The sequence below is a fragment of the Aeromonas sp. QDB34 genome, assembly GCF_027705405.1.
Classification (GTDB): Bacteria; Pseudomonadota; Gammaproteobacteria; order Enterobacterales; family Aeromonadaceae; genus Aeromonas; species Aeromonas hydrophila.
In genome coordinates this window covers 59,896-82,290 of record NZ_JAPDBT010000006.1, presented here as the reverse complement: position 1 = coordinate 82,290, position 22,395 = coordinate 59,896, and the positions used below count along the sequence as shown (strand labels likewise).

Genomic DNA, 22,395 nt, shown 5'->3' with positions numbered 1-22,395 from the left:
TGAGAGATGGATATGAAGAAGACGTTGATTTCCCTGCTGACTGCAGGCCTGTTCGGAGCCATGAGCCAGGGTGCCTTCGCCGCCCCCGAACTGATGGACAAGGTGCTTGCCGTAGTCAACAAGGACGTGGTGCTGGCCAGCCAGCAGGAAGCCCTGGTGCAGAAGGTGAAAGCCTCTGCCCAGGAGAGCGGCCAGTCCCTGCCTGATGACGCCACCCTGCGCAAACAGGCGCTGGATCGGCTGATCCAGGAGAGCCTGCAACTGCAACTGGCGGATCGTCAGGGCCTCAAGATCAGCGATACCCAGCTGGAGCAGGCCATCCAGAGCATCGCCGCCGACAACAAGATGACCCTGGATCAGCTGCGGGCCCAGCTGGCCCGTGAAGGGCTGACCTATGCCCAGTATCGGGAAGAGGTACGCCGCGAGATCCTGATGAACGAGGTGCGCCGCAATCAGGTGCGCCGCCGCATCAACATCTCCGAGCAGGAGGTGAAGCAGGTAGTCGACATCCTCGCCAAGCAGGGTCAGCAACAGCAGCAATACCATGTCGGCCACATCCAGGTTGCCCTGCCGGACAACCCGAGCGCCGAGCAGCTCAACGCCGCCAAGAGCAAGATTGAACGTATCCTGGCCGCCCTCAAGCAGGGTGCCGACTTCCGCAAGATGGCCATTGCCGAGAGCAGCGGACCCAAGGCGCTGGAAGGGGGTGACTGGGGCTGGATGAGCCCGCAAGAGATGCCGACCCTGATGGCTGAGGCGGTGCAAGGCACCAAGAAGGGCGACATCGTCGGCCCGCTGCGTTCCGGTGCCGGCCTGCACATCATCAAGGTGTTCGACACCAAGGGCCAGCAGCAGGTCGTGCAGACCGAAGTCCGCGCCCGTCACATCCTGATCAAGCCCTCCATCATCCTGAGCGAAGAAAAAGCCAAGGGCATGCTGGACGGCATCCTGCACGACATCAAGAGCGGCAAGGCCAGCTTCGCCAGCCTGGCCGAGAAGTACTCCGAAGATCCGGGTTCTGCGGTGCAAGGTGGCGAACTGGGCTGGTCTGATCCCAACGTCTATGTGCCGGAGTTCCGCGACATGGTCAACCGCCTGCAACCGGGCCAGATCAGCGAACCCTTCCGCACCACCCACGGCTGGCACATCGTCCAGCTGGAAGAGCGCCGCAGCCAGGATGCCACCAACAAGGCCCAGGAGCAGCGCGCCTATCAGCTGATTTACAACCGTCGCTTCACCGAAGAGTCCCAGGCCTGGCTGGACGAGCTGCGTGACGAGGCCTACATCCAGATCGAAGGCGCCGGCAGCTGATGAGTTGTCGTCGTCTCGCCATCACCCCGGGTGAACCGGCCGGGATCGGTCCGGATCTGGTGCTGCAGATTGCCCAGCAGGATTGGCCGCACCAGCTGGTGGTGATCGCCGATCCGGCGCTGCTGCGCGAGCGGGCCGCCCTGCTGGGGCTGCCCGTCGAGTTGCAGCCCTATGATGCCGACCAACCTGCCCGCCCCCAGCGGGCCGGTACCCTCACCGTCTGTCCGGTTCCCCTCGGCGCCGCCGTGGTGCCGGGCATGCTCGACGAGGGCAACGGTGCCTACGTGCTGGCCACCCTGCAGCGCGCCTGCGACGGCAACATGAGCGGCGAGTTTGCCGCCGTGGTGACCGGGCCGGTGCACAAGGGGATCATCAACCAGGCCGGCGTCTCGTTCAGCGGCCACACCGAGTTCTTCGCCCAGCAGTCGGGCACCGCCGACGTGGTGATGCTGCTGGCAACCGAGGGACTGCGGGTCGCTCTGGCGACCACCCACATTCCGCTGGCCTATGTGGCGATGGCCATCACCGAGGATCGGCTCGCCAAGGTGATCCGCATCCTGGATGCGGATCTCAAGAGCAAATTCGGCATCGCCAAGCCCCGCATTTACGTCTGCGGCCTCAATCCCCACGCCGGGGAAGGCGGCCATCTCGGCCGTGAAGAGATTGACGTGATCGAACCCGCCCTGGCAGGCCTTCGCCAGGAGGGGATCGATCTGGTCGGCCCGTTGCCGGCCGATACCCTGTTCCAGGACAAATACCTCAAGGATGCGGATGCGGTACTCGCCATGTACCACGACCAGGGGCTGCCCGTGCTCAAATACAAGGGCTTCGGCAGTTCGGTCAATATCACCCTTGGACTTCCTTTCATCCGCACTTCGGTGGATCACGGCACCGCACTGGATCTGGCAGGCAAGGGCCTCGCCGACTCGGGCAGCCTGATCACCGCGATCAACCACGCCATCAAGATGGTAGAGAAAAAAAGATATGAGCAGTAAGGTGCAGAGCAACAAGGTGCACATGGGCCACACCGCCCGTAAGCGTTTCGGTCAGAACTTCTTGCACGATCGCTACGTGATCGATCAGATCGTGGCCGCCATCAATCCGCAGCCGGGTCAGAACCTGGTGGAGATCGGCCCGGGTCTGGCCGCGCTGACCGAGCCGGTCGCCTCCCAGATGGACAAGATGACCGTGGTCGAGCTGGACCGGGATCTGGCGGCGCGCCTGCGCGAGCACCCGACCCTCAAAGAGAAGCTGACCGTCATCGAAGCCGATGCCATGCGCTTCGACTTCGGCACCCTGATGGGGGAAGGCAAGGGGCCGCTGCGCATCTTCGGCAACCTGCCCTACAACATCTCCACCCCGCTCATCTTCCACCTGTGCGAGTTCGCCGACCGGGTGGAGGACATGCACTTCATGCTGCAAAAGGAAGTGGTCCTGCGTCTGGCCGCCGGCCCTGGCAGCAAGGCTTACGGCCGGCTGAGCGTGATGACCCAGTACTACTGTCAGGTAGTGCCTGTGCTGGAAGTGGGCCCGGGCGCCTTCAAGCCGGCACCGAAGGTGGATTCCGCCGTGGTGCGTCTGATCCCGCACAAGAACCCGACCATAGTCGCGAAAGACATTCGTTGCCTGAACCGGGTCTGCACCGAGGGCTTCGGCCAGCGTCGCAAGACCATTCGCAACAGCTTCTCCAACTTCATCACGGACGCCCAGCTGACCGAGCTTGGTATCGATGGCAACCTGCGCCCGGAGAATCTCTCCCTCGAGCAGTTCGTCATGATCGCCAACTGGCTGGCGGATCAGCAACAGGCCTGATCCCGTGGCCACTCCGCACATAGTCATCCGCCCATACCCCCGTTATGTGGCGGATTCCAAAGACCCTTACCAGTTCCACTATCTCATCGAGATCGAGAACCTGGGGCCGGGCTCGGCGCAGCTGCTGCACCGGCGCTGGCTCATCACCGATGCCAATGGCAAGATGCTGGAAGTCGAAGGCCCCGGCGTGGTCGGCGAGCAGCCGGTGATCGCAGAGGGAGAGACCTTCCGCTATCAGAGCGGCGTGCCGCTGGCCACCCCGCTTGGGGTGATGGAAGGGAGTTATATCCTGCAAGACGAGTCGGGGCAGCAATTCGAGGCGCCCATCGCGCCCTTTACGCTGGCCGTCCCCCACATTATCAACTGAGGTTTCATGGCGAACTGTTTTGTTGGCGATATCCAGGGCTGTTACGACGACTTGCGCCGTCTGCTGGATCTGGCCGAGTTCGATCCCGCTAACGACGTACTCTGGCTGTGTGGCGATCTGGTCGCCCGCGGCCCGGACTCTCTCAATACCCTGCGCTTCGTCAAGGGGCTGGGCAACCGGGCTGTCACCGTGCTCGGCAACCACGACTTGCACCTGCTGGCGGTCGCCGATGGCGTCGCCCCGCTCAAGAAGAAGGACAAGCTGCAGGAGCTGATGGAGGCACCGGACCGTGACGAACTGCTGGAGTGGCTGCGCCACCGTCCGCTGCTGGCAGAGCACCCCGACCTGCCCATCATGATGGTGCATGCCGGCATCTCCCCGGCGTGGGACGCCCGCACCGCCCGCAACTGCGCCCGCGAGGTGGAGAGCCTGCTGCGCGGCGATCAATACCAGTGGCTGCTGCACAACATGTATGGCGATCAGCCGGATGGCTGGCAGGACGATCTGGTCGGGATCGAGCGCTACCGCTACATCATCAACACCTTCACCCGGATGCGTTTCTGCTATTTCGACGGCCGGCTCGACTTCAAATGCAAGAAGGGCCCCAAGGAATCGACCCCGGGCCTGCGCCCCTGGTTCGAGCAGCGCGAGCACCATGTGGATGACCCCATCCTGGTATTCGGCCACTGGGCGGCCCTGATGGGCAACACCGGCATGCAGGACATCAAGGCGCTGGACACCGGCTGTGTCTGGGGCAACAGCCTCACCCTGTGGCGCTATGAAGATGACGCCCTGATCGCCACCCCCTGTCCCACTTACGCCAAGTGACGATAAGAGGAGTGCGTCTGAGCAATCAGGGCCTCACCCTGTGGCGCTATGAAGATGATGCCCTGATCGCCACCCCCTGCCCCACTTACGCCAAGTGACGATAAGAGGCGGAATCTGAGCAACCCTGTGGTGCCATGAAGACGAGGCGCTGACCGCGACTCACAGTCCCGCCAACGCCAGATAGGCTGCAGGCAGTAAAACAAAACGGGCCCGGCATTGCCGGGCCCGTTTTCTATGGTGCATCGCTCACCCTAGAGCTTGCGCCCCAACCGTTTCTCGATCTGCTGCCGCTCCCATTCGGGGCCGAACAGCTTGAACGGCTGGAACAGGTTGATGGCATGGGAGATCAATCCCAGCCCCCAACCCAGCGCCGGCCACCAGGCCCAGATATAGCCAGGGTTGCTGAGGTAGTTGATGACAAACAGCCCACAAATCACCAGCAGGTAGCTGGCGATGTGATAATAGAAGCCCTTGAGCCCCTCCACATAACGCATGGCGGCCCGCTCCTCTACCGATACCCGTATCTCATCCCGTTCCATCGTGTCACTCCCTCTCATCTCGTGCTCCTGTTGGCTTGTACCGTCAAGTTGCGCCACTTCGAGCTCAAAGACGGCGGCCAGGGCCTTGAGGGATTCCAGTCCGGGCTGCTGGCCCTGCTCGATCCGCTGAATGGTGCGAACGCTCAGGCCGGTAAAGGCGGCCAACTGCTCCTGTGACCAGCCCCGCTGCAATCTCAACTTCCTGACGATCATCTCGAACTCCTTGTGGTTGATTGACGGAGCCAGCATAGGGGCCGGCGAGTGCCATAGGCCACGACAGCACCCTGACACCAACCTGACTTTCCTTTTGATTCAGTGCATTAGATAAAAGAGCGTGCTAAAAAACTCGGCCTTCCCTCCCTAGGACGCCCTCTTTCGATCACCTGACAGCAGGGCGACAGAGGCGGCGCTTTGTGCAAGATAGCGCCTTGGTAGCGGGCAGGCGAGCTTATAGCGCCTGCATCAACTCGGCGGCAATCTCGAAAGAGCGCAGACGAGCCTGATGATCGACGATGGGGCCGTTGAACATCAGCTCGTCGGCCCGGGTTTCCGCCAGCAGCGCCTTGAGGCCGTGACGCACCTGGTCCGGGTTGCCCACCAGCGAACGGGCCAGGGTCTGCTCCATGGCCACCAGCTCGCGCTCCGACCACTCCTCCCCCAGCTCGATGACGGGGGCCGGCAGCTTGCCTGCGTTGCCGCGATGCAGACGCAGGAACTGCTGTTGCAGGGTGGTGAACAGGAAGCGTGCCTCCCGCTCGCTGTCGGCGGCGATCATGTTGATGCAGACCACCGCATGGGGCTTGGGCCAGCGGGCGGAGGGGCGATACTGGGCACGGTAGATCTCCAGCGCCTGCAGCAGCATGGCGGGGGCGAAGTGGGAGGCAAAGCCGAACGGGAGCCCCATGGCCGCCGCCAGCTGGGCGCTGTAGAGGCTGGAGCCCAGCAGCCAGATGGGCAGATGCAGCCCCTGCCCCGGTACCGCCTGCACCGCCCCCACCTCGTCGCCAAAGTAATCCATCAGCTCGCGCACATCGGCCGGGAAGTCATCCACCTCACCGCTGCGCTGGCGTCTGAGCGCCCGCATGGTGCGCTGATCGGTGCCCGGCGCACGGCCAAGCCCGAGATCGATGCGATCCGGATAAAGCGAAGCCAGGGTGCCGAACTGCTCGGCGATGACCAGCGGCGAGTGGTTGGGCAGCATGATGCCACCGGCCCCGATGCGCAAGGTATTGGTGCCGCCGGCCAGATGACCGATCAGCACCGAGGTGGCGGCGCTGGCGATGCCCGGCATGTTGTGGTGCTCCGCCAGCCAGTAGCGGCAATAGCCCAGGCGTTCGGCATGACGGGCCAGATCCAGCGAGCGGCGAAACGACTCGGCCGGCTGGGAGCCTTCGGCCACGGGCACCAGATCGAGTACGGAATAGGGGATGGCAGACATGGGTCACTCCATTGATTCACAGACCAGTAACAAGTGGGGCAATGTAGCACGGGATACCTGAATGAATCACCTGATCAGCCGGCAAAATTGGCCAGAGCGGGCGCCGAGAGCCCCGGCAGGCGCCGTTTCCGTCGGCCACATCCCGATATCCATGAATGGGTTATTGTGTTTTCTGTCATCCTGTTGGCACACTGCAAGCTGATCGTCTCTGCAATCGCCCGTGTGACAAGGATGTGTCCATGACAACTGCCAGGCCAGGTCGTAAACCCTTCTACGTGCATATCGCCACCCTCTTCATCCTGCTGTTCACCCTGCTCGGCAGCGCCCTCATCGCCTTGCAGTTCCAGCAAGGGGCGCGCCAGGGACTGGAGCACGAGCGACAGAACTTCCTGCAGTATCGCCAGCAGCTGGCCCTCGCCCTGCAACTGAACGAGCGGCCGGCCCGCATGTCCCTCAGCCTGTTGCGCAGCGGCCAGCTGGCCGCCATGACCACGCTGACCGAACGCCTGGCCTATCTGCCGCAACTGGCGGAGGTGCTGGCCAACAGCCCCAGCTATGGGGCCGTCTACGCCGGCTACGAGGATGGCGACTTCTTTCTGGTGCGCAAGCTGACCGAGCGGGCCAGAGCCCAGCTGGGGGGCGTACCGGCCGCCAGTACCCTGCTGGTGCAGAGCCTCAGCCAGGGCAAGGGGGAATTTCTCTATTTCGATCAACGGCTGACCCTGCTCGAGCGCCGCCCCATGCCGAACTACCGCTACGATCCCCGCAGCCGCGACTGGTACAAGCAGGCCCGCTGGCGCGCGGGGATCGCCACCACCAGTCCCTATCTCTTCTTCACCACCAAGGAGCCAGGCATGACGCTGGCGGTGGAGAGCGACGACCGGCGCGCCGTGATCGGGCTCGACACCAGCGTCGAGGGACTGTCGGCCCTGATCGGCAAGCTGCAGTTGCCCGCCCAGAGCCAGGTGATCCTGTTCGATGAGTACGCCACCCTGCTGGCCGCCGACCCCAGACACCTGCCCAGCTTCGAGCAGCTGAGCCAGCTGCCCATGCTGGCGACCCTGCCCCACCCGGCCCTGCCGGATCTGCAGCAGCGGATCATCAGCCAGCCCACCCTGCTGAGCGAACCGGCGGAGCTCAACCTGACCGCCGCCGATGGCAGCGACTGGCTGGTCAACCTCGCTCCCCTCGGGACCGACTCCCCTTTCCACATCGCTCTGCTGGTCTCGGCCGACCTGCTCTATCAGCAGGCCCGGGACGAAGCCCTGGTCAACCTAGGTTGGGCACTGGCGGGCCTGCTGCTGCTGCTGCCGGTGATCTGGCTGGTCTCGCGGCGCACCGCCACCCCGCTGCTGGCGCTCACCCAGGAGGCGGAGCGGATCCAGCACTTCGATTTTGGCGAAAGCCGGGTCCCCGAGTCGGCCATCCGCGAGATCGATGATCTGGCCCGCACCATGTCCGGCATGCGGCTGACCCTCGGCAACTTCATGAACATGGGGCGGGCGCTGGCGGCCGAACACCGCTTCGACTCCCTGCTCAGCCGCATCCTGCATGAGACCATCGCCGCGGTGCAGGCCGAAGGGGGTTGTCTCTATCTGGCCCAGGAGCGGGGCATGGTGGCGGTACAGGCGCTGTGGCGCCAAGCGCCGCTACCGGCCGGACAGATCCGCTGGCAGCAGGCCCGGTTTGGCGAGCTGGCCCGGGGCGAGCGGCTCAGCCTCGCCATCGACCAGGGTGGCTGGCAGCAGTATCTGGCGGACTGGGGCCCCTTCCCCGGCCCCTGCCAGCTGGTGGCCGAGCCGCTGCGCAACCATCGCCAGGAGCTGAGCGGCTGCCTGCTGCTGATCCTGCCTGACTGCCCGGCCCGCGAGCTGGCCTCGCGCATCAGCCTGATCGAGGCGCTGGCGGGCACCTCGGCCTCCGCCATCGAGAACCAGCGCCTGCTGGAGGAGCAGAAACAGCTGCTGGAATCCTTCATCGAGCTGATGGCCGGTGCCATCGACGCCAAGAGCCCCTACACCGGCGGCCACTGCCAGCGGGTGCCTGAGTTGACCCGGATGCTGACCGAGGCCGCCTGCGCCCAGCAGCAGGGGCCGTTCGCCGAGTTTCGGCTCAACGAGGAGGAGTGGGAGGCCATCCATATCGCCAGCTGGCTGCACGACTGTGGCAAGGTGACCACCCCCGAGTTCGTGGTGGACAAGGCCACCAAGCTGGAGACCCTCTACGACCGGATCCACGAGATCCGTACCCGCTTCGAGGTGCTCAAGCGCGACGGCTACATCGAGGCGCTGGCGGCCCGCCTGCCGGCGTCCGAACGGGAAGCGGCCAGGAGCGAGGTGGCCCCACTCTGGAGCACCCTGGATCAGGAGTTCGCCTTCGTCGCCGAGTGCAACCTGGGTGGTGAGTGGATGGCGCCGGAGAAGCTGGCCAGACTGGATGCCATCGCCAGCCGCACCTGGCTGCGCACCCTGGACGATCGACTCGGCATCAGCCGGGAGGAGCTCAAGCTGCGCCAGAACGAGCCGGCCGCGCCGCTGCCCTGCGTCGAACCCCTGCTGGCGGACAAGGCCGCCCACCTCATCCCCCGCCCCGCTCACGATCAACTGGACGAGCACAACCCCTGGGGCTTCAAGGTGCGAGTGCCCACTCACCTCTACAACCGCGGCGAGCGCTACAACCTCGCCATCGGCCGCGGCACCCTCACCGAGGAGGAGCGCTACAAGATCAACGAACACATCATCCAGACCATCCGCATGCTCGAACGCCTCCCCTTCCCCCGCCATCTGCGCAGCGTGCCCGAGATTGCCGGCGGCCACCACGAGCGGATGGACGGCAAGGGTTACCCGCGCCAGCTGCTGGGCAGCCAGATGAGCATCCCCGCCCGCATCATGGCCATCGCCGACATCTTCGAGGCGCTGACCGCCAGCGATCGCCCCTACAAATCGGGCAAGACGGTCTCCCAGTCGCTGGCCATCATGCAGAGCATGGTGCGCGAGCAGCACATCGATCCCGCCCTGTTTGCCCTGTTTGTCAGCAGCGGCATCTGGCGCGACTATGCCGAGCGCTTCCTCGCCCCCGAGCAGCTGGATCAGGTGGATGAAGCCGCCCTGCTGGCCGCGTTGGCCTAGGGCGGGTCATATTTTCTTACATTTGCGGACTGGCCTGAGCGTCCCCGGCTGGTTATAACGGTGCCCCTATAGCGAAGGGGGAGCAATAGACTCCCCCTCACTCTTTGTCACACCACACTGTTCAGGTTATCTATGTCAAAACATCTCATTGTGCTGGGCGCGCTGACGCTGTCCGGCTGCTCCCTGCTGTCTCCCCCCGCCCCCACCGTCACCCCGGTGCACCTGGCCGATGCCAGCCAGCGCGGCTTCTACATCGAGTGCAGCAGCATGACGGCCTGCTTCCAGCAGGCCAACCAGACCTGCCCGCAGGGCTACAAGGAGACCGATCGCCGCCAGCAGACGCTCTACAGCACCCAGTATCTGGGGGGCAGCTACGACGAAGACAAGAAGGTCTACAAGGCGGCCAAGCCCTATCGCGTCGCCAACACGGTCCACTCCCTGACTATCCAGTGTCCGGCCGACATGGGCATCACCCCGCGCTGATCCGCGCCTCGCGGCCGGCACGGGAAACCCAAATCCTGGCCGGCCCTTATCTTGTCTCACCGAAAACGAGCCTCTTATGTCACCTAGAATATCCCTGCTGGGCAGCATCTTGCTGTCCGGCTGCGCCCTGCTGCCGGCGCCCGCCACCGTCAGCGAACTCCCCTCCGCCAATCCTGCTCAACAACGCTTCCAGATCGAGTGCGGCGCGCCAGAGGAGTGCCAGCAACAGGCGATCTTGAGCTGCCCCCACGGCTATCAGGAAGTCGATAGAAGCAAGCGCACCATCACCACTCACCAGATGAGCATGGGGGTCGCCGATCCGGTGACGGGGTTTAGCCCAGGCTTCCCCCAGACCAGCACCTTCACCACCCACATGCTGCTGGTGCAGTGCCCCCGCACACCGGCACAACCACATCCGCTTGGACGCTGACGAAAAAGGGCCCGCAGGCCCTTTTTCCGTTGTCATCGCCCCTCAGCCCGTCGCCTCGGCGTGCTGGCGGGCCAACTCGTCACTCATCAGCTCCCGCATCCTGAATTTTTGCAGCTTGCCAGTCACCGTCATGGGGTACTCCTCCACGAACCGGATATATCTGGGCACCTTGAAATAGGCGATGCGGGCCGCCAGGAACTGTTTCAGCTCCTCCTCGCTGGCCTCCTGGCGGGGTCTGAGCTTGATCCAGGCGCACACCTCTTCACCATAGCGCTCGCTGTCGACCCCGAACACCGCCGCATCCTGCACCGCCGGATGATCGTAAAGACGCTCTTCGATCTCGCGCGGATAGATGTTCTCGCCACCGCGGATGATCAGCTCCTTGCTGCGCCCGACGATCCGCACATAGCCCTCTTCATCCATGATGCCGATGTCCCCCGAGTGCAGCCACCCTTCCTGGTCGATGGTCTCCGCCGTCTTGACCGGATCCTGCCAGTACCCCTGCATCACCGCGTTGCTGCGACAGCAGATCTCGCCCCGCTCACCGATGGCGACTATCTCTCCGCTGGGGTCGACCAGCTTGATCTCGGTGTGACCGATGGCGCGGCCGACCGTGGTGACCCGCTTGTCCAGCGGCGCATCGATGGCGGTCATGTGATTGATGGGGCTGCACTCGGTCTGGCCGTAGGCGATGGTCACCTCGGTCATGTGCATCAGGCTCTGCACCTTGCGCATCAAGGGTTCTGGGCAGATGGCACCGGCCATGATGCCGGTGCGCAGGGAGGAGAGATCGAACTGGTCAAACTCCGCCAGCTCCAGCTCGGCGATGAACATGGTCGGCACCCCGTGCAGGGCGGTGCAGCGCTCCTCGCTCACCATCCGCAAGGTGGCCGCCGGATCGAAGGCTTCGGCCGGAAACAGGGCGCAGGCCCCTACGCTGATGCTGGCCAGGTTGCCGAGCACCATGCCGAAACAGTGGTAGAGCGGCACCGGGATGCAGAGCCGGTCCTGCTCGCTGAATGCCATGCCTTGCGCCACCTGGCGGCCGTTGTTGAGGATGTTGCTGTGGCTGAGGGTGGCCCCCTTGGGGTTGCCCGTGGTACCAGAGGTGAACTGGATGTTGATGGCGTCATCGGGTTTGAGGGTGGCCGCCACCCGGGCCAGCCAGGCCGGGTCCTGCTGGTCGCCCAGTGTCAGCATCTCAGGGAAGTTGAGCATGCCGGCGCTTTGTTCCTCCCCGAGCCGGATCACCATCTCCAGGCTCGGCAGCCGGGATGATGCGAGACGGCCGGGTGGGCAGTGCGCCAGCTCGGGGGCCAGCTCCCCCAGCATGGCGAGGTAGTCGCAGCCCTTGAACGCACTGGCACAGATGAGGGCCCGACAGCCCACGTTGTTGATGGCAAAGGCCAGCTCGTAGCTGCGGTAGGCGGGATTGATGCAGACCATGATGGCCCCGATGCGGGCCGTGGCAAATTGCACCAGGCACCACTCGATGTTGTTCGGCGACCAGATGCCGACCCGATCCCCCGGCCGGATCCCGAGCGCCAGCAGGCCCAGCGCCAACCTGTCTATCTGGGTCAGGTATTCACGATAGTTCCAGCGGATCTGCTGGTGGCGCACCACCACTGCGGGCCGGTCGGGGAAACGTTCCGCGATCTGTTGCAGGTAGGCGCCTATGGTCTGGTGAAGCAGCGGCTGATCGCAGGGACCGGCCCGGTAGCTGAGCAGTGAGGTCATGGGGTGACTCCTGGCCACATAGGTTGGACGTGCCTACTGCTCGGCTGGCGTGTTTTTGCAGCCTGTTACATTAATGTAAAAACAAGGCCTGTAAAAGACTCACTTTGGTCTAATGCCGGCCATAAAAAACGGCCAACCGAAGTTGACCGTGTGACAAGGCGCGAGCCGGATCAGAACAGCAGGTGCGCCACCCCGGCGATGACCGGCAGGGTGATCAGGGTACGCAGCAGGAAGATCACGAACAGCTCCCACAACTTGACCGGGATCTTGCTGCCCAGCAGCAGGGCGCCTACTTCCGACATGTAGATGAGCTGGGTGACCGACATGGCGGCGATCACGAAGCGGGTGATGTCGCTCTCGATGGTGGAGGCCAGCACCGCCGGAATGAACATGTCGGCGAAGCCCACCATGATGGTCTTGGAGGCCGCTTCCGCCTCCGGCAGCTGCAGCAGCTCCAGCAAGGGCACGAAGGGGGCCCCCAGCCAGTTGAAGATGGAGGTGTGCTCCGCCAGCATCAGGGCGCAGGTGCCGATGGCCATCACCACCGGCAGCACGCCGAAGATCATGTCCAGTGCGTTCTTCACCCCTTCCCGTGCCACTGCCCCCATGTCGGTCATGCCCTCGGCCTTGGTCAGGGCCCGCTCATAGCCGTAGCTCAGCACGCTGTGCTGGTGCGGCACCGACTCCTGCTTGCGACACAGGGGAGTACCGTCGCTGTAGACATCCTTCTTCCAGCAGAGCGGCGGCAAACGCGGCACCACGATGGCGGCCACCACCCCGGCCAGACAGACGGTCAGGTAGAAGGGCACGAACATGTGCTCCAGCCGAACCTGGGAGATCACCACCAGGCAGAAGGTGATGGAGACGGCGGAGAAGGTGGTGCCGATGACGGCCGCTTCCCGCTGGGTGTAGAACTTGCCTTCGTACTGTTTGCTGGTCAGCAGGATACCGACGCTGCCATCCCCCAGCCAGGAGGCGAAACAGTCCACCGCGGAGCGACCGGGCAGACGGAACACCGGGCGCATGATGCGGGTCATCATGGTGCCGACAAACTCCAGCAGACCGAAATCGAGCAGCAAGGGCAGCAGCAGGCCGGCGAAGATGAAGACGGAGAACAGCACCGGCAGCAGATCATGCAGCACCAGGCCGCCGGTCGCATCGGAGCGCAGGGCTGCCGGGCCCGCCTCGAAGAAGGTCAGCAGCACGAAGATACCGCCCAGTACCCGCACGCAGGCCCAGAAGGGGGAGACGTTGAACAGGCTGTTGAGGAAGGGGCGTCTGACCAGGATCGCCGGCTTGAACAGCCAGGCTACCAGCGTCATCAGCATGGTGGTGGTGATGATGGCGCTGACCATGGCCACCAGATAATCGGCAAACACCGTTTGTACCAGCTTCGCCAGCACGGCCACAGGGATGGTGACGTTTCCGTCATAGATGACGGGGGTCATGAACAGCAGGATCCCGATGAGTGACGGGACCAGGAACATCAGCACGTTGCGGCGGGTATTGAGCGCAGGTGCTTGCAGAGTCTTTTCCAGCATGGTCTACAGCCTTAATGTTACTTTTCCTTAGCCAGGCAAACCTGCATATCCATGCTCTCGCCCGGCAAAACGGGCGCAAGAATACCCCAATAAAATGCACAAACAAGCTTTTAATGGATCATTTCAAGCATAAATATTTATACAGGCAAACCTTCCATAAGAATGCACGCAAGCAGATACGCATATCAATTCATTGCAATTGGTTAGCATATTGTTTCAGCATGGTTACATTCAGGTGCGCAGTATAATCAGTTGCGGTTGGCAGGCAATAAGTGACATAAGAAATATATCTATATAGTGATCCGGTCGATCCCCATAAAAAAACCGGAGCCTGGGAAGGCTCCGGTTTTTCAGCATCGGGTGGCGGTATCACGACCGCGCACGGGATGCGGGTCAGTCACGCACGTAGATGACTTCCACGCCATCATCGTCTTCGTCATCCCACTCGTCGTCGTCCAGCGATTCATCAAACGCCTTGGAGGCGGCCAGCGCATCGGCTTCAGCCTTGGCCAGCTGGTTCTTGTGGTAGTCGTCCCACTTGAACTCCACCTTCTCGATGGCGTCTTTGGCATCTTCCGCCAGCTGACGGGGCATGGTGTCCAGCAGGTCCAGGATGTCGTAGCAGACCTTCTTGGTCCCTTCCTTGCTGATGGCGGTGATGGCGTAGACAGGGCCTTCATGATTGAGAGCGGTCTTGACGCGATCCATCACTTCCTGCGCCTCTTCTTCCAGGATCAGGTCCATCTTGTTGAACACCAGCCAGCGCGGCTTGCTCGCCAGTTCCGGGCTGTACTTTTCCAGCTCCCGGACGATGGTCACCGCATTTTCGGCCGGATCAGAACCATCGACCGGACAGATGTCCACCAGATGGATCAGCACGCGGCAGCGCTCGAGGTGCTTGAGGAAGCGGATACCGAGGCCAGCACCTTCGGCAGCCCCTTCGATCAGACCGGGAATGTCGGCGATGACGAAGGAGCGGGAGTTCTCACCACGCACCACGCCCAGGTTAGGCACCAGGGTGGTGAAGGGGTAGTCGGCCACTTTCGGACGGGCCGCGGAGACGGCGCGGATGAAGGTGGACTTGCCGGCGTTGGGCAGACCCAGCATGCCGACGTCGGCCAGCAGCAACAGCTCCAGCTTCAGGGTACGCACTTCACCCGGGGTACCGTTGCTCTTCTGGCGCGGCGCCCGGTTGACGGAACTCTTGAAACGGGTGTTGCCCAGACCGTGGAAGCCGCCCTTGGCAACCAGCAGCTTCTGCTCGTGGTGGGTCAGGTCACCCAGCAGTTCGCCGGTGTCTTCATCGCTGGCGCGGGTGCCGACCGGTACGCGCAGGATCCTGTCCTTGCCGCGACGGCCGGTACAGTTGGCGCTCTGGCCATTCTCGCCACGTTCGGCGGCGTGAAAACGCTCGAAACGGTAGTCGATCAGGGTGTTCAGGTTTTCATCGGCAACCAGATATACGTCGCCACCGTCACCGCCGTCACCGCCGTCCGGGCCGCCGTTCGGAATGTACTTCTCACGGCGAAAGCTCACACAACCGTTACCACCGTCACCGGCATCGACTCGAATCTGGACTTCATCAACAAACTTCATAGGTAACCGTCACCTTAATTCGAAAAACCGATACGCAATTATAGTGGTACAGACCCCTGCGGGCGATACGCATCTTGCCAAGCATACCCTTTCAGAGCCAGGGTCAGCTGCGTGCCGTTTTTTCGTAAACTGCTGCAGAAAAACAAAAGCCCCGCCTGTTGGCGGGGCTTCGGATCCTTGCGGTCCGTAATTACTCAGCAACGATGCTAACGTACTTACGATTCAGCGGACCTTTAACTTCGAACAGGATTTTACCAGTCGCAGTAGCGAACAGGGTGTGATCCTTGCCCAGACCAACGTTGGTACCGGCGTGGAACTTGGTGCCACGCTGACGAACGATGATGCTGCCAGCCAGAACTGTTTCGCCGCCGAAACGCTTCACGCCCAGGCGTTTAGCTTCTGAATCGCGGCCGTTGCGGGATGAACCGCCAGCTTTTTTGTGTGCCATCTATCGTACTCCTCTAATTAAGCGCTGATGCCAGTGATTTTGACTTCAGTGAACCACTGACGGTGGCCCGCTTGCTTACGGTGGTGCTTACGACGACGGAACTTGACGATAGTCACTTTCTCGCCACGGCCGTGAGCCACAACTTCAGCTACAACCTTGCCACCTTCAACGAAAGGAGCACCTACTTTAAAAGTGTCGCCTGCAGCAACCATCAGCACTTCGTTGAAGTCGATGGTAGCGCCAGTCTCAACGTTCAGCTTTTCCAGACGAACGATTTGACCTTCGGCCACACGGTGTTGTTTTCCGCCGCTTTGGAATACCGCGTACATTTGATTAACTCCGTAAAGGCGTGTTTTTTGCTCAAGGCCAGACACGCGCAAAAACCTATAACAATGGGCCGGCATTCTACGCAAATCGATTTGCTCAGGCAAGGCCAATTTAGCAAAAAGTTTATTTTGTGCGCATATCTGCCGCCGTGAACAAACGCTTAACTGTAACCCATTGTGAAATCGTGTAGAATCCCCGCCATTGCTAAAATCGCAGTCATCACTGCCGTCACGTTACGAGACTTATGGACCAACAGACTATCCGTGCGCTCTGTGCCGCCGACATGACGGCGGTCAATGAACTGATCCTGGCGAGACTCCAGTCCGATGTCAGCCTGATCAACCAGCTGGGTTTCTATATTGTCAGTGCAGGTGGGAAACGGATGCGCCCCATGCTGACCGTCATGGCCGCCCGCGCACTGGGATACGAAGGTGAAGATCACCTGAAACTGGCTGCCATCATCGAATTCATTCATACCTCCACCCTGCTGCACGACGACGTGGTCGACGAATCCGACCTGCGCCGCGGCCGGGAAACCGCCAACGCCCTGTTCGGCAATGCCGCCAGCGTGCTGGTGGGCGACTACCTCTACAGCCGCTCCTTCCAGATGATGAGCGAGCTCTCCAACCTGCGGGTGATGGAGATCCTCTCCGATGCCACCAATACCATCGCCGAAGGGGAAGTGTTGCAGCTGATGAACTGCAACGATCCGGATACCACCGAAGAAAGCTACATGACGGTCATCTACTGCAAGACCGCCAAGCTGTTCGAGGCGGCCACCCGCCTCGCCGCCGTGCTGACCCATCAGCCCGCGCCCGTCGAGCAGGCCATGACCGACTATGGCAAGTATCTGGGCACCGCCTTCCAGATCATTGACGACGTGATGGACTACTGCTCCCAGAGCGACGAGATGGGCAAGAACGTCGGCGATGATCTGGCCGAAGGCAAACCCACCCTGCCGCTGCTGCGAGCCATGGAAGTGGGTAGCCCGGATGAGCGCCAGCTGGTGCGCGATGCCATCAAGCACCGCAACGGCATGGAGCACCTCGACCGGATCCTGGCCATCCTCGACCGTACCGGCGCCCTGGAATACTCTCGCATGCGGGCCCGGGAAGAGGCCGACAAGGCCATCGCGGCCCTTGCCATCCTGCCGGACTCCCAGCACAAACAGGCATTGGCAACACTGGCCCACATGGCGGTGCAGCGCAGCGCCTGATTCCAGTCGGAACACAATAAAAAAGAGGCCAAAGGGCCTCTTTTTTATTGTCCGGCAAACACAGTCTGGCCCACTCAGCACCATCCTCTAACGCGCCAGCGCCCACAGAATCACGGCCCCGGCTACCACCAGACAGCCGCCGATGCGGCGCAGCTGCTCGGTGGGCTGCTCGCTCAACAGCCGCAGCATCTGTTGCCAGGCGCGCGGCATCAGCAGCGGTCCCAGCCCCTCGAACAGCAGCAGCAAGCCCAGCCCCATCAAGATGGATGTCAGCATCACCTCTCCTCTCAACCACCAGGTCCACAAGCTGCCGGAACACCGGCAAGCCCCTGACCGCCAAACAAAAGGGCCTGAATCATCAGGCCCTTGGGTATCATTGCGACTCGCTTACTGCTTGCTGCCGTGCGGCGACTTGAGGTAGCGGAAGAACTCGCTGTCCGGCTTGAGGACCATCAGGTCATTGCCACCGGCGAAGCTCTTGCGATAGGCCTCCATGCTGCGCACGAAGCTGAAAAACTCGGGGTCTTTCTTGTAGCTGTCGGCATAGATCTTGGCGGCCTCGGCATCCCCTTCACCACGCAGCTGGCGGGCGTTACTCTCGGCGTCGGCGATCATCACGGTCACCTTGCGGTCGATGTCGGCGCGCAGGATCTCGGCCTGCTCGCGGCCCTGGGAGCGATGCTCACGGGCTACCGCAGTCCGTTCGGCTCGCATCCGCTGATAGATGGAGCTGGAGACTTCCACCGGCAGGTTGATCTGCTTGATGCGCACATCCACCACCTTGATGCCGAGCTCGGAGGAGCGCGCCATCTTCATCAGGGCATCTTCCATCACGGTACTGCGCTCACCGGAGACGATGTCCTTGATGGTGCGGTTACCGATCTCGGAACGCAGACCGTTGTTGATCTTGCGCTTGAGCAGGTCTTCGGCCTGGATCTTGTTGCCACCACCGGTCGCCAGGTAGTACTTGGAGAAGTCCTCGATCTTCCACTTCACGTAGGAGTCGATGATGAGGTCTTTCTTCTCGGACGTAACGAAGCGATCCGCCTGGCCTTCCAGGGTCTGGATGCGGGCATCCATCTTGCGTACCTGGTCGATGAGCGGCACCTTGAAGTGCAGACCCGGTTCGTACAGGCGCGGTTCACCGGAGTCGACCCGCTTCACCTTGCCGAACTGCACGACGATGCCCTTCTGGCCTTCATCGACGATGAAGACCGACGAGAAGCAGACCATGGCGGCCACAGCGATGACACCAATAGCTATCTTTTTCATCTATTAGTTTCTCCCTGAGCTGAAACGGTCACCGCTACGCAGCGGAGTCGGAGTGGAGTTGGCCCCCTCGTTGGACGGCGGGGTCTGTTCCACCACCGGCGCACCTGCCGGACGGGTCGGTTGCACTGCGTTCGCCTTGCCGGAAAGCTTGTCGAGCGGCAGATAGATCATGCTGTTGTTGCCAGCCGGCATGTCGACCACCACCTTGTTGGCCTGCTGATACAGCTCTTCCATGGTCTCCAGGTAGATACGATCGCGGGTCAGCTCGGGCGCAGCCTGATACTGGGGCAGCAACTCATTGAAGCGAGCGACTTCACCCTTGGCCTTCAGCACGATCTGGGACTTGTAGGCTTCAGCCTCCTGCTCCAGACGTTTGACCTGACCACGGGCCTTCGGCTCGACTTCACGGGCATAGGCTTCGGCTTCACGAATGAAGCGCTGTTCATCTTCCTGGGCGGAGATGGCGTCATCGAAGGCGTCTTTCACCTCTTCCGGCGGACGTGCCGGCAGGAAGTTGACGTCGACGATCTGCAGACCCATGTGATATGGCTCGATGATGCTGTCGATCACCTGCCAGGTCTCCTGGCGCACCTTCTCACGACCTGTGGTCAGCACGTCGTCCATCCGGGTGTGGCCCACCACGTAACGCAGGGCGCTGTCGGTGGCCTGGCTCAGACTCTCGTCGGCATTGGTCACGCTGAACAGATACTGCTCCGGGTCGACCACGCGATACTGCACGTCCATCTCGACCCGCACCACGTTCTCGTCCTGGGTCAGCATGAAACCGGAAGCCGGCAGGGAGCGGACCGATTCCACATCCACCGGGATCACCCGATCGATGAAGGTCGGCTTCCAGCGCAGGCCGGGATCCACGTTGTGGGAGTATTCGCCAAAGCGCAGCACCACGCCCCGTTCGGCTTCACGAATGGTATAGAAGCCGCTGACGACCCACACCACTACCGCCACCACCAGAGCGATGGACAGGCCAAACTTGCCTACATCGCCACCACCAGACTTGCCGCCACCGAGCAGACCACCAAAACGGCGGCTCACCTTGCGCAGCATCTCGTCCAAATCAGGGGGTCCCTGATTCTTGCCGTTGTTCCCCCAGGGGTCACGGTCTTTGCCGTTGTTACCAGGCTCATTCCAAGCCATCAGCGTCTCCATTAATACATGCGGATGGATATCATCTCTATCGGGCCATCAACCGTTGATGAAGCCAGCAAACATTCATCTCATCGACGAATCAATGCCTGATAAAGCGTTGTAAACTCTCACCTTCTTGTTTCATGAGGCGGTTCCAGTCAGCCAGTTGCAGGCGGACTTCCAACACAAAATCCCCCTCCTCGCTGAAACCTTCCTGCTCGATGCCCTTGAGGCGATAGAGCGCACTGCGCAATCTGGCGGCCGAAGGCGGCAACTGCAGGGTATGGTGCACCATGGATCCGGCCAGCAATTCAGTCAGGGCCGTAAACAGGTCTGCACACCCTTCCCCGGTCTGGGCTGACAGCCAGACCCGCACCGGGCGCCCCTCTTCATCACGCTCCAGCCCGACCGGATGTTCACCCAGCTTGTCGATCTTGTTGCAGATCATCAGCTGGGGTCGGTCATCGGCTTCGATCTCGGCCAGCACCTGCTGCACTGACTCGATATTTTCCTGCATCTGCTCATCGGCACAGTCCACCACGTGCAGCAGCAGGTCCGCTTCGCGGGTCTCCTGCAGCGTCGCCTTGAAGGCCGCGACCAGATCATGGGGCAAGTGTCGAATAAATCCAACTGTATCCGCCAGAATCACATCACCCACATCCTGGATCACCAATTTGCGCAGGGTCGGATCCAGGGTTGCGAACAATTGGTCGGCAGCATACACGCTGGCAGCTGTAAGTTGGTTGAACAAAGTGGACTTTCCGGCGTTGGTGTAACCCACCAGGGAAACGGTCGGCACCTCGTTGCGGTTGCGGGCACGACGCCCCTGCTCCCGCTGTTTGGCCACCTTGTCGAGCCGACGCAGAATCGCCTTGATGCGCTCACGCAACAGGCGACGGTCGGTTTCCAGCTGAGTTTCACCCGGGCCGCGCAGGCCGATCCCGCCCTTCTGACGTTCAAGGTGGGTCCAGCCTCGCACCAGGCGAGTTGAAAGATGGCGTAACTGGGCCAGTTCGACCTGCAACTTGCCTTCGTGGGTACGGGCGCGCTGGGCAAAGATATCGAGGATCAGGCCGGTCCTGTCCACTACCCGGCACTGGAACAGACGCTCCAGGTTGCGCTCCTGGGCAGGGGTCAGGGCATGGTTGAAAATGACGACGTCGGCATCCAGCATCTGGACCTGGGACGCTATCTCTTCAGCCTTGCCGCTGCCGACAAAAAATTTGGCGCTGGGCGCACTGCGGCTGGTGGTGATCACCCCCAGCGCATTGACCCCGGCCGAGCTCACCAGCATCTTGAGCTCTTCCAGATCCTCGCGCTCACCCTCATCACTGAAGTTGACATGTACCAGAACGGCCTGTTCGCCGGCTTCATAACGGTCAAACAAGCGCTTGCTCCTTGACAGGAATCATGATGAATCTGGGTTGACGAGTCGCCTCGTCCCGGGATATCACGCCTCGGCTTCACCCTGCTCTTCGCCAGCCGCGCCCGGCGCATGCTGGTGGTGGTTGACGGCACGGGCCGGCACCACGGTGGAGATGGCGTGCTTGTAGACCATCTGGCTCACGGTGTTCTTCAGCAAAATGACAAACTGGTCAAACGATTCGATCTGACCCTGCAGTTTGATGCCGTTCACCAAATAGATAGAAACAGGAATCCGCTCACGGCGCAGCGCATTCAAAAACGGGTCTTGGAGAGATTGCCCCTTAGCCATCTTCTTTTCCTTATAGTTTGTTGTTTTTAAACACCGGATATCAATATAACAACCTGATTATACAGGAGTGTCAAGCCACTCCGGCACGGGCGACGACCCTTGCCAGATTGCCAGACTCACCAGATTCCAACCAGGTCACATCAGACCAACCGCGCAACCAGGTCATTTGACGCTTGGCCAACTGGCGGGTGGCAACAATTCCGCGATAGCGCATCTCATCATACTCCACTTCCCCCGCCAGGTAGTCCCACATTTGGCGGTATCCCACACAGCGGATGGAGGGAAGATCCGGGGTGAGATCGCCCCGTTGATAGAGCGCCCTGACTTCTTGTTCAAAGCCGCCCTGCAGCATCTTGTCAAAGCGCAGCTCGATGCGCTGGTGCAGCACGGCGCGATCGCTCGGCGCGATGGCAAACTGCAGCACCCGATAGGGCAACCCCTCCCCCTGCACCTGGGTCAGCTCGGTGAGCGTCTTGCCGCTGATGCGGTAGACTTCGAGCGCCCTGCTGAGCCGCTGCGGGTCATTGGGATGGATGCGGGCACCAGCCACCGGATCGATGCGCACCAGTTCATCGTGCAGTGCCTGCCACCCCAGACGGGCGGCCTCCTCCTCGATGCCGGCCCGAATGACGGGGTCGGCGGAGGGCAGCGGAGAGAGCCCCTCCAGCAACGCCTTGAAATAGAGCATGGTACCGCCCACCAGCAGCGGAATGCGGCCGCGCTTGGCAATCTCTTTCATCTCCCGCAGCGCATCCTTGCAAAAATCGGCCGCCGAATAGCTCACGGCGGGGTCCAGGATGTCGATCAGCCGGTGCGGCGCCAGCGCCAGCTCGGCGGCACTCGGTTTGGCGGTGCCGATATCCATGCCGCGATAGATAAGCGCGGAATCCACGCTGATGATGTCGCAGGGCAGCGCCTGGCACAGTTCGATGGCGAGATCCGTCTTGCCAGAGGCCGTCGGCCCCATCAGAAAAATTGCAGTCGGCAAGTCAGCCACGTAAAAAACTCCCCTTGCATGGTCGCCGCCCGTGCGGCGCACCTGCAAAAAACTGGTTTATGGGT

Annotated in this window: 22 protein-coding genes; 9 read left to right on the top strand and 13 right to left on the bottom strand. The window is 61.9% G+C overall.

Annotated elements, in window-relative coordinates; all coding sequences use genetic code 11:
* Positions 1-12 precede the first annotated feature (12 nt).
* Genes surA through OKC29_RS10520 form a run of 5 tightly spaced genes read left to right on the top strand, consistent with a single transcriptional unit; the run spans position 13 to position 4,318 of the window.
* Positions 13-1,311 carry a peptidylprolyl isomerase SurA gene (gene surA / locus OKC29_RS10540; protein WP_011704881.1) on the top strand — a complete coding sequence of 433 codons (1,299 nt, stop codon included), beginning with the start codon at positions 13-15 and terminating at the stop codon, positions 1,309-1,311.
* On the top strand, positions 1,311-2,306 hold the full coding sequence (gene pdxA / locus OKC29_RS10535) for a 4-hydroxythreonine-4-phosphate dehydrogenase PdxA (protein WP_073349010.1): 996 nt from the start codon (positions 1,311-1,313) through the stop codon (positions 2,304-2,306). Before surA ends, pdxA begins: the two co-directional genes overlap by 1 nt.
* Positions 2,296-3,123, top strand: coding sequence for a 16S rRNA (adenine(1518)-N(6)/adenine(1519)-N(6))-dimethyltransferase RsmA (gene rsmA / locus OKC29_RS10530; protein WP_016349619.1), 828 nt, complete (start codon positions 2,296-2,298; stop codon positions 3,121-3,123). Before pdxA ends, rsmA begins: the two co-directional genes overlap by 11 nt.
* A gap of 4 nt (positions 3,124-3,127) precedes the next feature.
* The gene (gene apaG, locus OKC29_RS10525) at positions 3,128-3,490 is read left to right on the top strand and encodes a Co2+/Mg2+ efflux protein ApaG (RefSeq protein ID WP_073349008.1); all 363 of its coding nucleotides are present in this window, start codon (positions 3,128-3,130) and stop codon (positions 3,488-3,490) included.
* Positions 3,491-3,496: 6 nt separating this feature from the next.
* A complete protein-coding gene (locus OKC29_RS10520; protein WP_065475907.1) occupies positions 3,497-4,318 on the top strand; it encodes a symmetrical bis(5'-nucleosyl)-tetraphosphatase in 822 nt (273 codons plus the stop codon).
* A 251-nt stretch (positions 4,319-4,569) separates the two neighbouring features.
* Here the strand turns inward: OKC29_RS10520 and OKC29_RS10515 are convergent, their stop codons facing one another.
* Together OKC29_RS10515 and OKC29_RS10510 are read right to left on the bottom strand one after the other, a co-directional pair.
* Positions 4,570-5,070, bottom strand: coding sequence for a 2TM domain-containing protein (locus OKC29_RS10515; protein ID WP_017410311.1), 501 nt, complete (start codon positions 5,068-5,070; stop codon positions 4,570-4,572).
* 235 nt (positions 5,071-5,305) lie between these two features.
* Positions 5,306-6,295, bottom strand: a complete 990-nt coding sequence (locus tag OKC29_RS10510) for a luciferase-like monooxygenase (RefSeq protein ID WP_073349006.1) — start codon at positions 6,293-6,295, stop codon at positions 5,306-5,308.
* A gap of 155 nt (positions 6,296-6,450) precedes the next feature.
* Between OKC29_RS10510 and OKC29_RS10505 the strand changes: the two genes are divergently transcribed.
* From OKC29_RS10505 to OKC29_RS10495, 3 genes are all read left to right on the top strand, one after another.
* Positions 6,451-9,423 carry an HD domain-containing phosphohydrolase gene (locus tag OKC29_RS10505; RefSeq protein WP_073349004.1) on the top strand — a complete coding sequence of 991 codons (2,973 nt, stop codon included), beginning with the start codon at positions 6,451-6,453 and terminating at the stop codon, positions 9,421-9,423.
* Between the two features lie 132 nt (positions 9,424-9,555).
* Complete coding sequence (locus OKC29_RS10500) at positions 9,556-9,906, top strand: hypothetical protein (protein WP_073349002.1); 351 nt, start codon at positions 9,556-9,558, stop codon at positions 9,904-9,906.
* Between the two features lie 76 nt (positions 9,907-9,982).
* Entirely contained in the window at positions 9,983-10,336 is a 354-nt protein-coding gene (locus OKC29_RS10495; RefSeq protein WP_073349000.1) for a hypothetical protein, read from the top strand.
* A gap of 42 nt (positions 10,337-10,378) precedes the next feature.
* Here OKC29_RS10495 and OKC29_RS10490 read toward each other — a convergent pair whose 3' ends face one another.
* The 5 genes from OKC29_RS10490 to rplU all read right to left on the bottom strand — a co-directional run bounded on the left by OKC29_RS10490 (position 10,379) and on the right by rplU (position 15,987).
* On the bottom strand, positions 10,379-12,073 hold the full coding sequence (locus OKC29_RS10490; RefSeq protein WP_073348998.1) for an AMP-binding protein: 1,695 nt from the start codon (positions 12,071-12,073) through the stop codon (positions 10,379-10,381).
* A gap of 170 nt (positions 12,074-12,243) precedes the next feature.
* The gene (locus OKC29_RS10485; RefSeq protein WP_016349611.1) at positions 12,244-13,614 is read right to left on the bottom strand and encodes a YjiH family protein; all 1,371 of its coding nucleotides are present in this window, start codon (positions 13,612-13,614) and stop codon (positions 12,244-12,246) included.
* 393 nt (positions 13,615-14,007) lie between these two features.
* Entirely contained in the window at positions 14,008-15,210 is a 1,203-nt protein-coding gene (gene cgtA, locus OKC29_RS10480; RefSeq protein WP_011704870.1) for an Obg family GTPase CgtA, read from the bottom strand.
* Between the two features lie 190 nt (positions 15,211-15,400).
* Complete coding sequence (rpmA, locus tag OKC29_RS10475) at positions 15,401-15,658, bottom strand: 50S ribosomal protein L27 (RefSeq protein ID WP_005339028.1); 258 nt, start codon at positions 15,656-15,658, stop codon at positions 15,401-15,403.
* Between the two features lie 17 nt (positions 15,659-15,675).
* Positions 15,676-15,987, bottom strand: coding sequence for a 50S ribosomal protein L21 (gene rplU, locus OKC29_RS10470; RefSeq protein WP_005304210.1), 312 nt, complete (start codon positions 15,985-15,987; stop codon positions 15,676-15,678).
* A 242-nt stretch (positions 15,988-16,229) separates the two neighbouring features.
* Here rplU and ispB point away from each other — a divergent pair, with 242 nt between their 5' ends.
* Positions 16,230-17,201 carry an octaprenyl diphosphate synthase gene (gene ispB, locus OKC29_RS10465; protein WP_073348996.1) on the top strand — a complete coding sequence of 324 codons (972 nt, stop codon included), beginning with the start codon at positions 16,230-16,232 and terminating at the stop codon, positions 17,199-17,201.
* A gap of 87 nt (positions 17,202-17,288) precedes the next feature.
* On the opposite strand, the gene OKC29_RS10460 is transcribed toward ispB, so the two are convergent.
* The 6 genes from OKC29_RS10460 to miaA form a co-directional block, all read right to left on the bottom strand.
* Complete coding sequence (locus tag OKC29_RS10460) at positions 17,289-17,477, bottom strand: DUF2065 domain-containing protein (RefSeq protein ID WP_011704868.1); 189 nt, start codon at positions 17,475-17,477, stop codon at positions 17,289-17,291.
* A gap of 111 nt (positions 17,478-17,588) precedes the next feature.
* Positions 17,589-18,473 (bottom strand): protease modulator HflC, encoded by an 885-nt coding sequence (gene hflC, locus OKC29_RS10455; protein WP_011704867.1) that lies wholly within the window; start codon positions 18,471-18,473, stop codon positions 17,589-17,591.
* A 3-nt stretch (positions 18,474-18,476) separates the two neighbouring features.
* Positions 18,477-19,628 carry an FtsH protease activity modulator HflK gene (hflK, locus tag OKC29_RS10450; protein ID WP_073348994.1) on the bottom strand — a complete coding sequence of 384 codons (1,152 nt, stop codon included), beginning with the start codon at positions 19,626-19,628 and terminating at the stop codon, positions 18,477-18,479.
* Positions 19,629-19,719: 91 nt separating this feature from the next.
* On the bottom strand, positions 19,720-21,006 hold the full coding sequence (gene hflX, locus OKC29_RS10445) for a ribosome rescue GTPase HflX (protein WP_011704865.1): 1,287 nt from the start codon (positions 21,004-21,006) through the stop codon (positions 19,720-19,722).
* Between the two features lie 63 nt (positions 21,007-21,069).
* Positions 21,070-21,333, bottom strand: a complete 264-nt coding sequence (gene hfq / locus OKC29_RS10440; RefSeq protein WP_011704864.1) for an RNA chaperone Hfq — start codon at positions 21,331-21,333, stop codon at positions 21,070-21,072.
* Positions 21,334-21,403: 70 nt separating this feature from the next.
* On the bottom strand, positions 21,404-22,321 hold the full coding sequence (gene miaA / locus OKC29_RS10435) for a tRNA (adenosine(37)-N6)-dimethylallyltransferase MiaA (RefSeq protein WP_073348992.1): 918 nt from the start codon (positions 22,319-22,321) through the stop codon (positions 21,404-21,406).
* Positions 22,322-22,395: the final 74 nt, after the last annotated feature.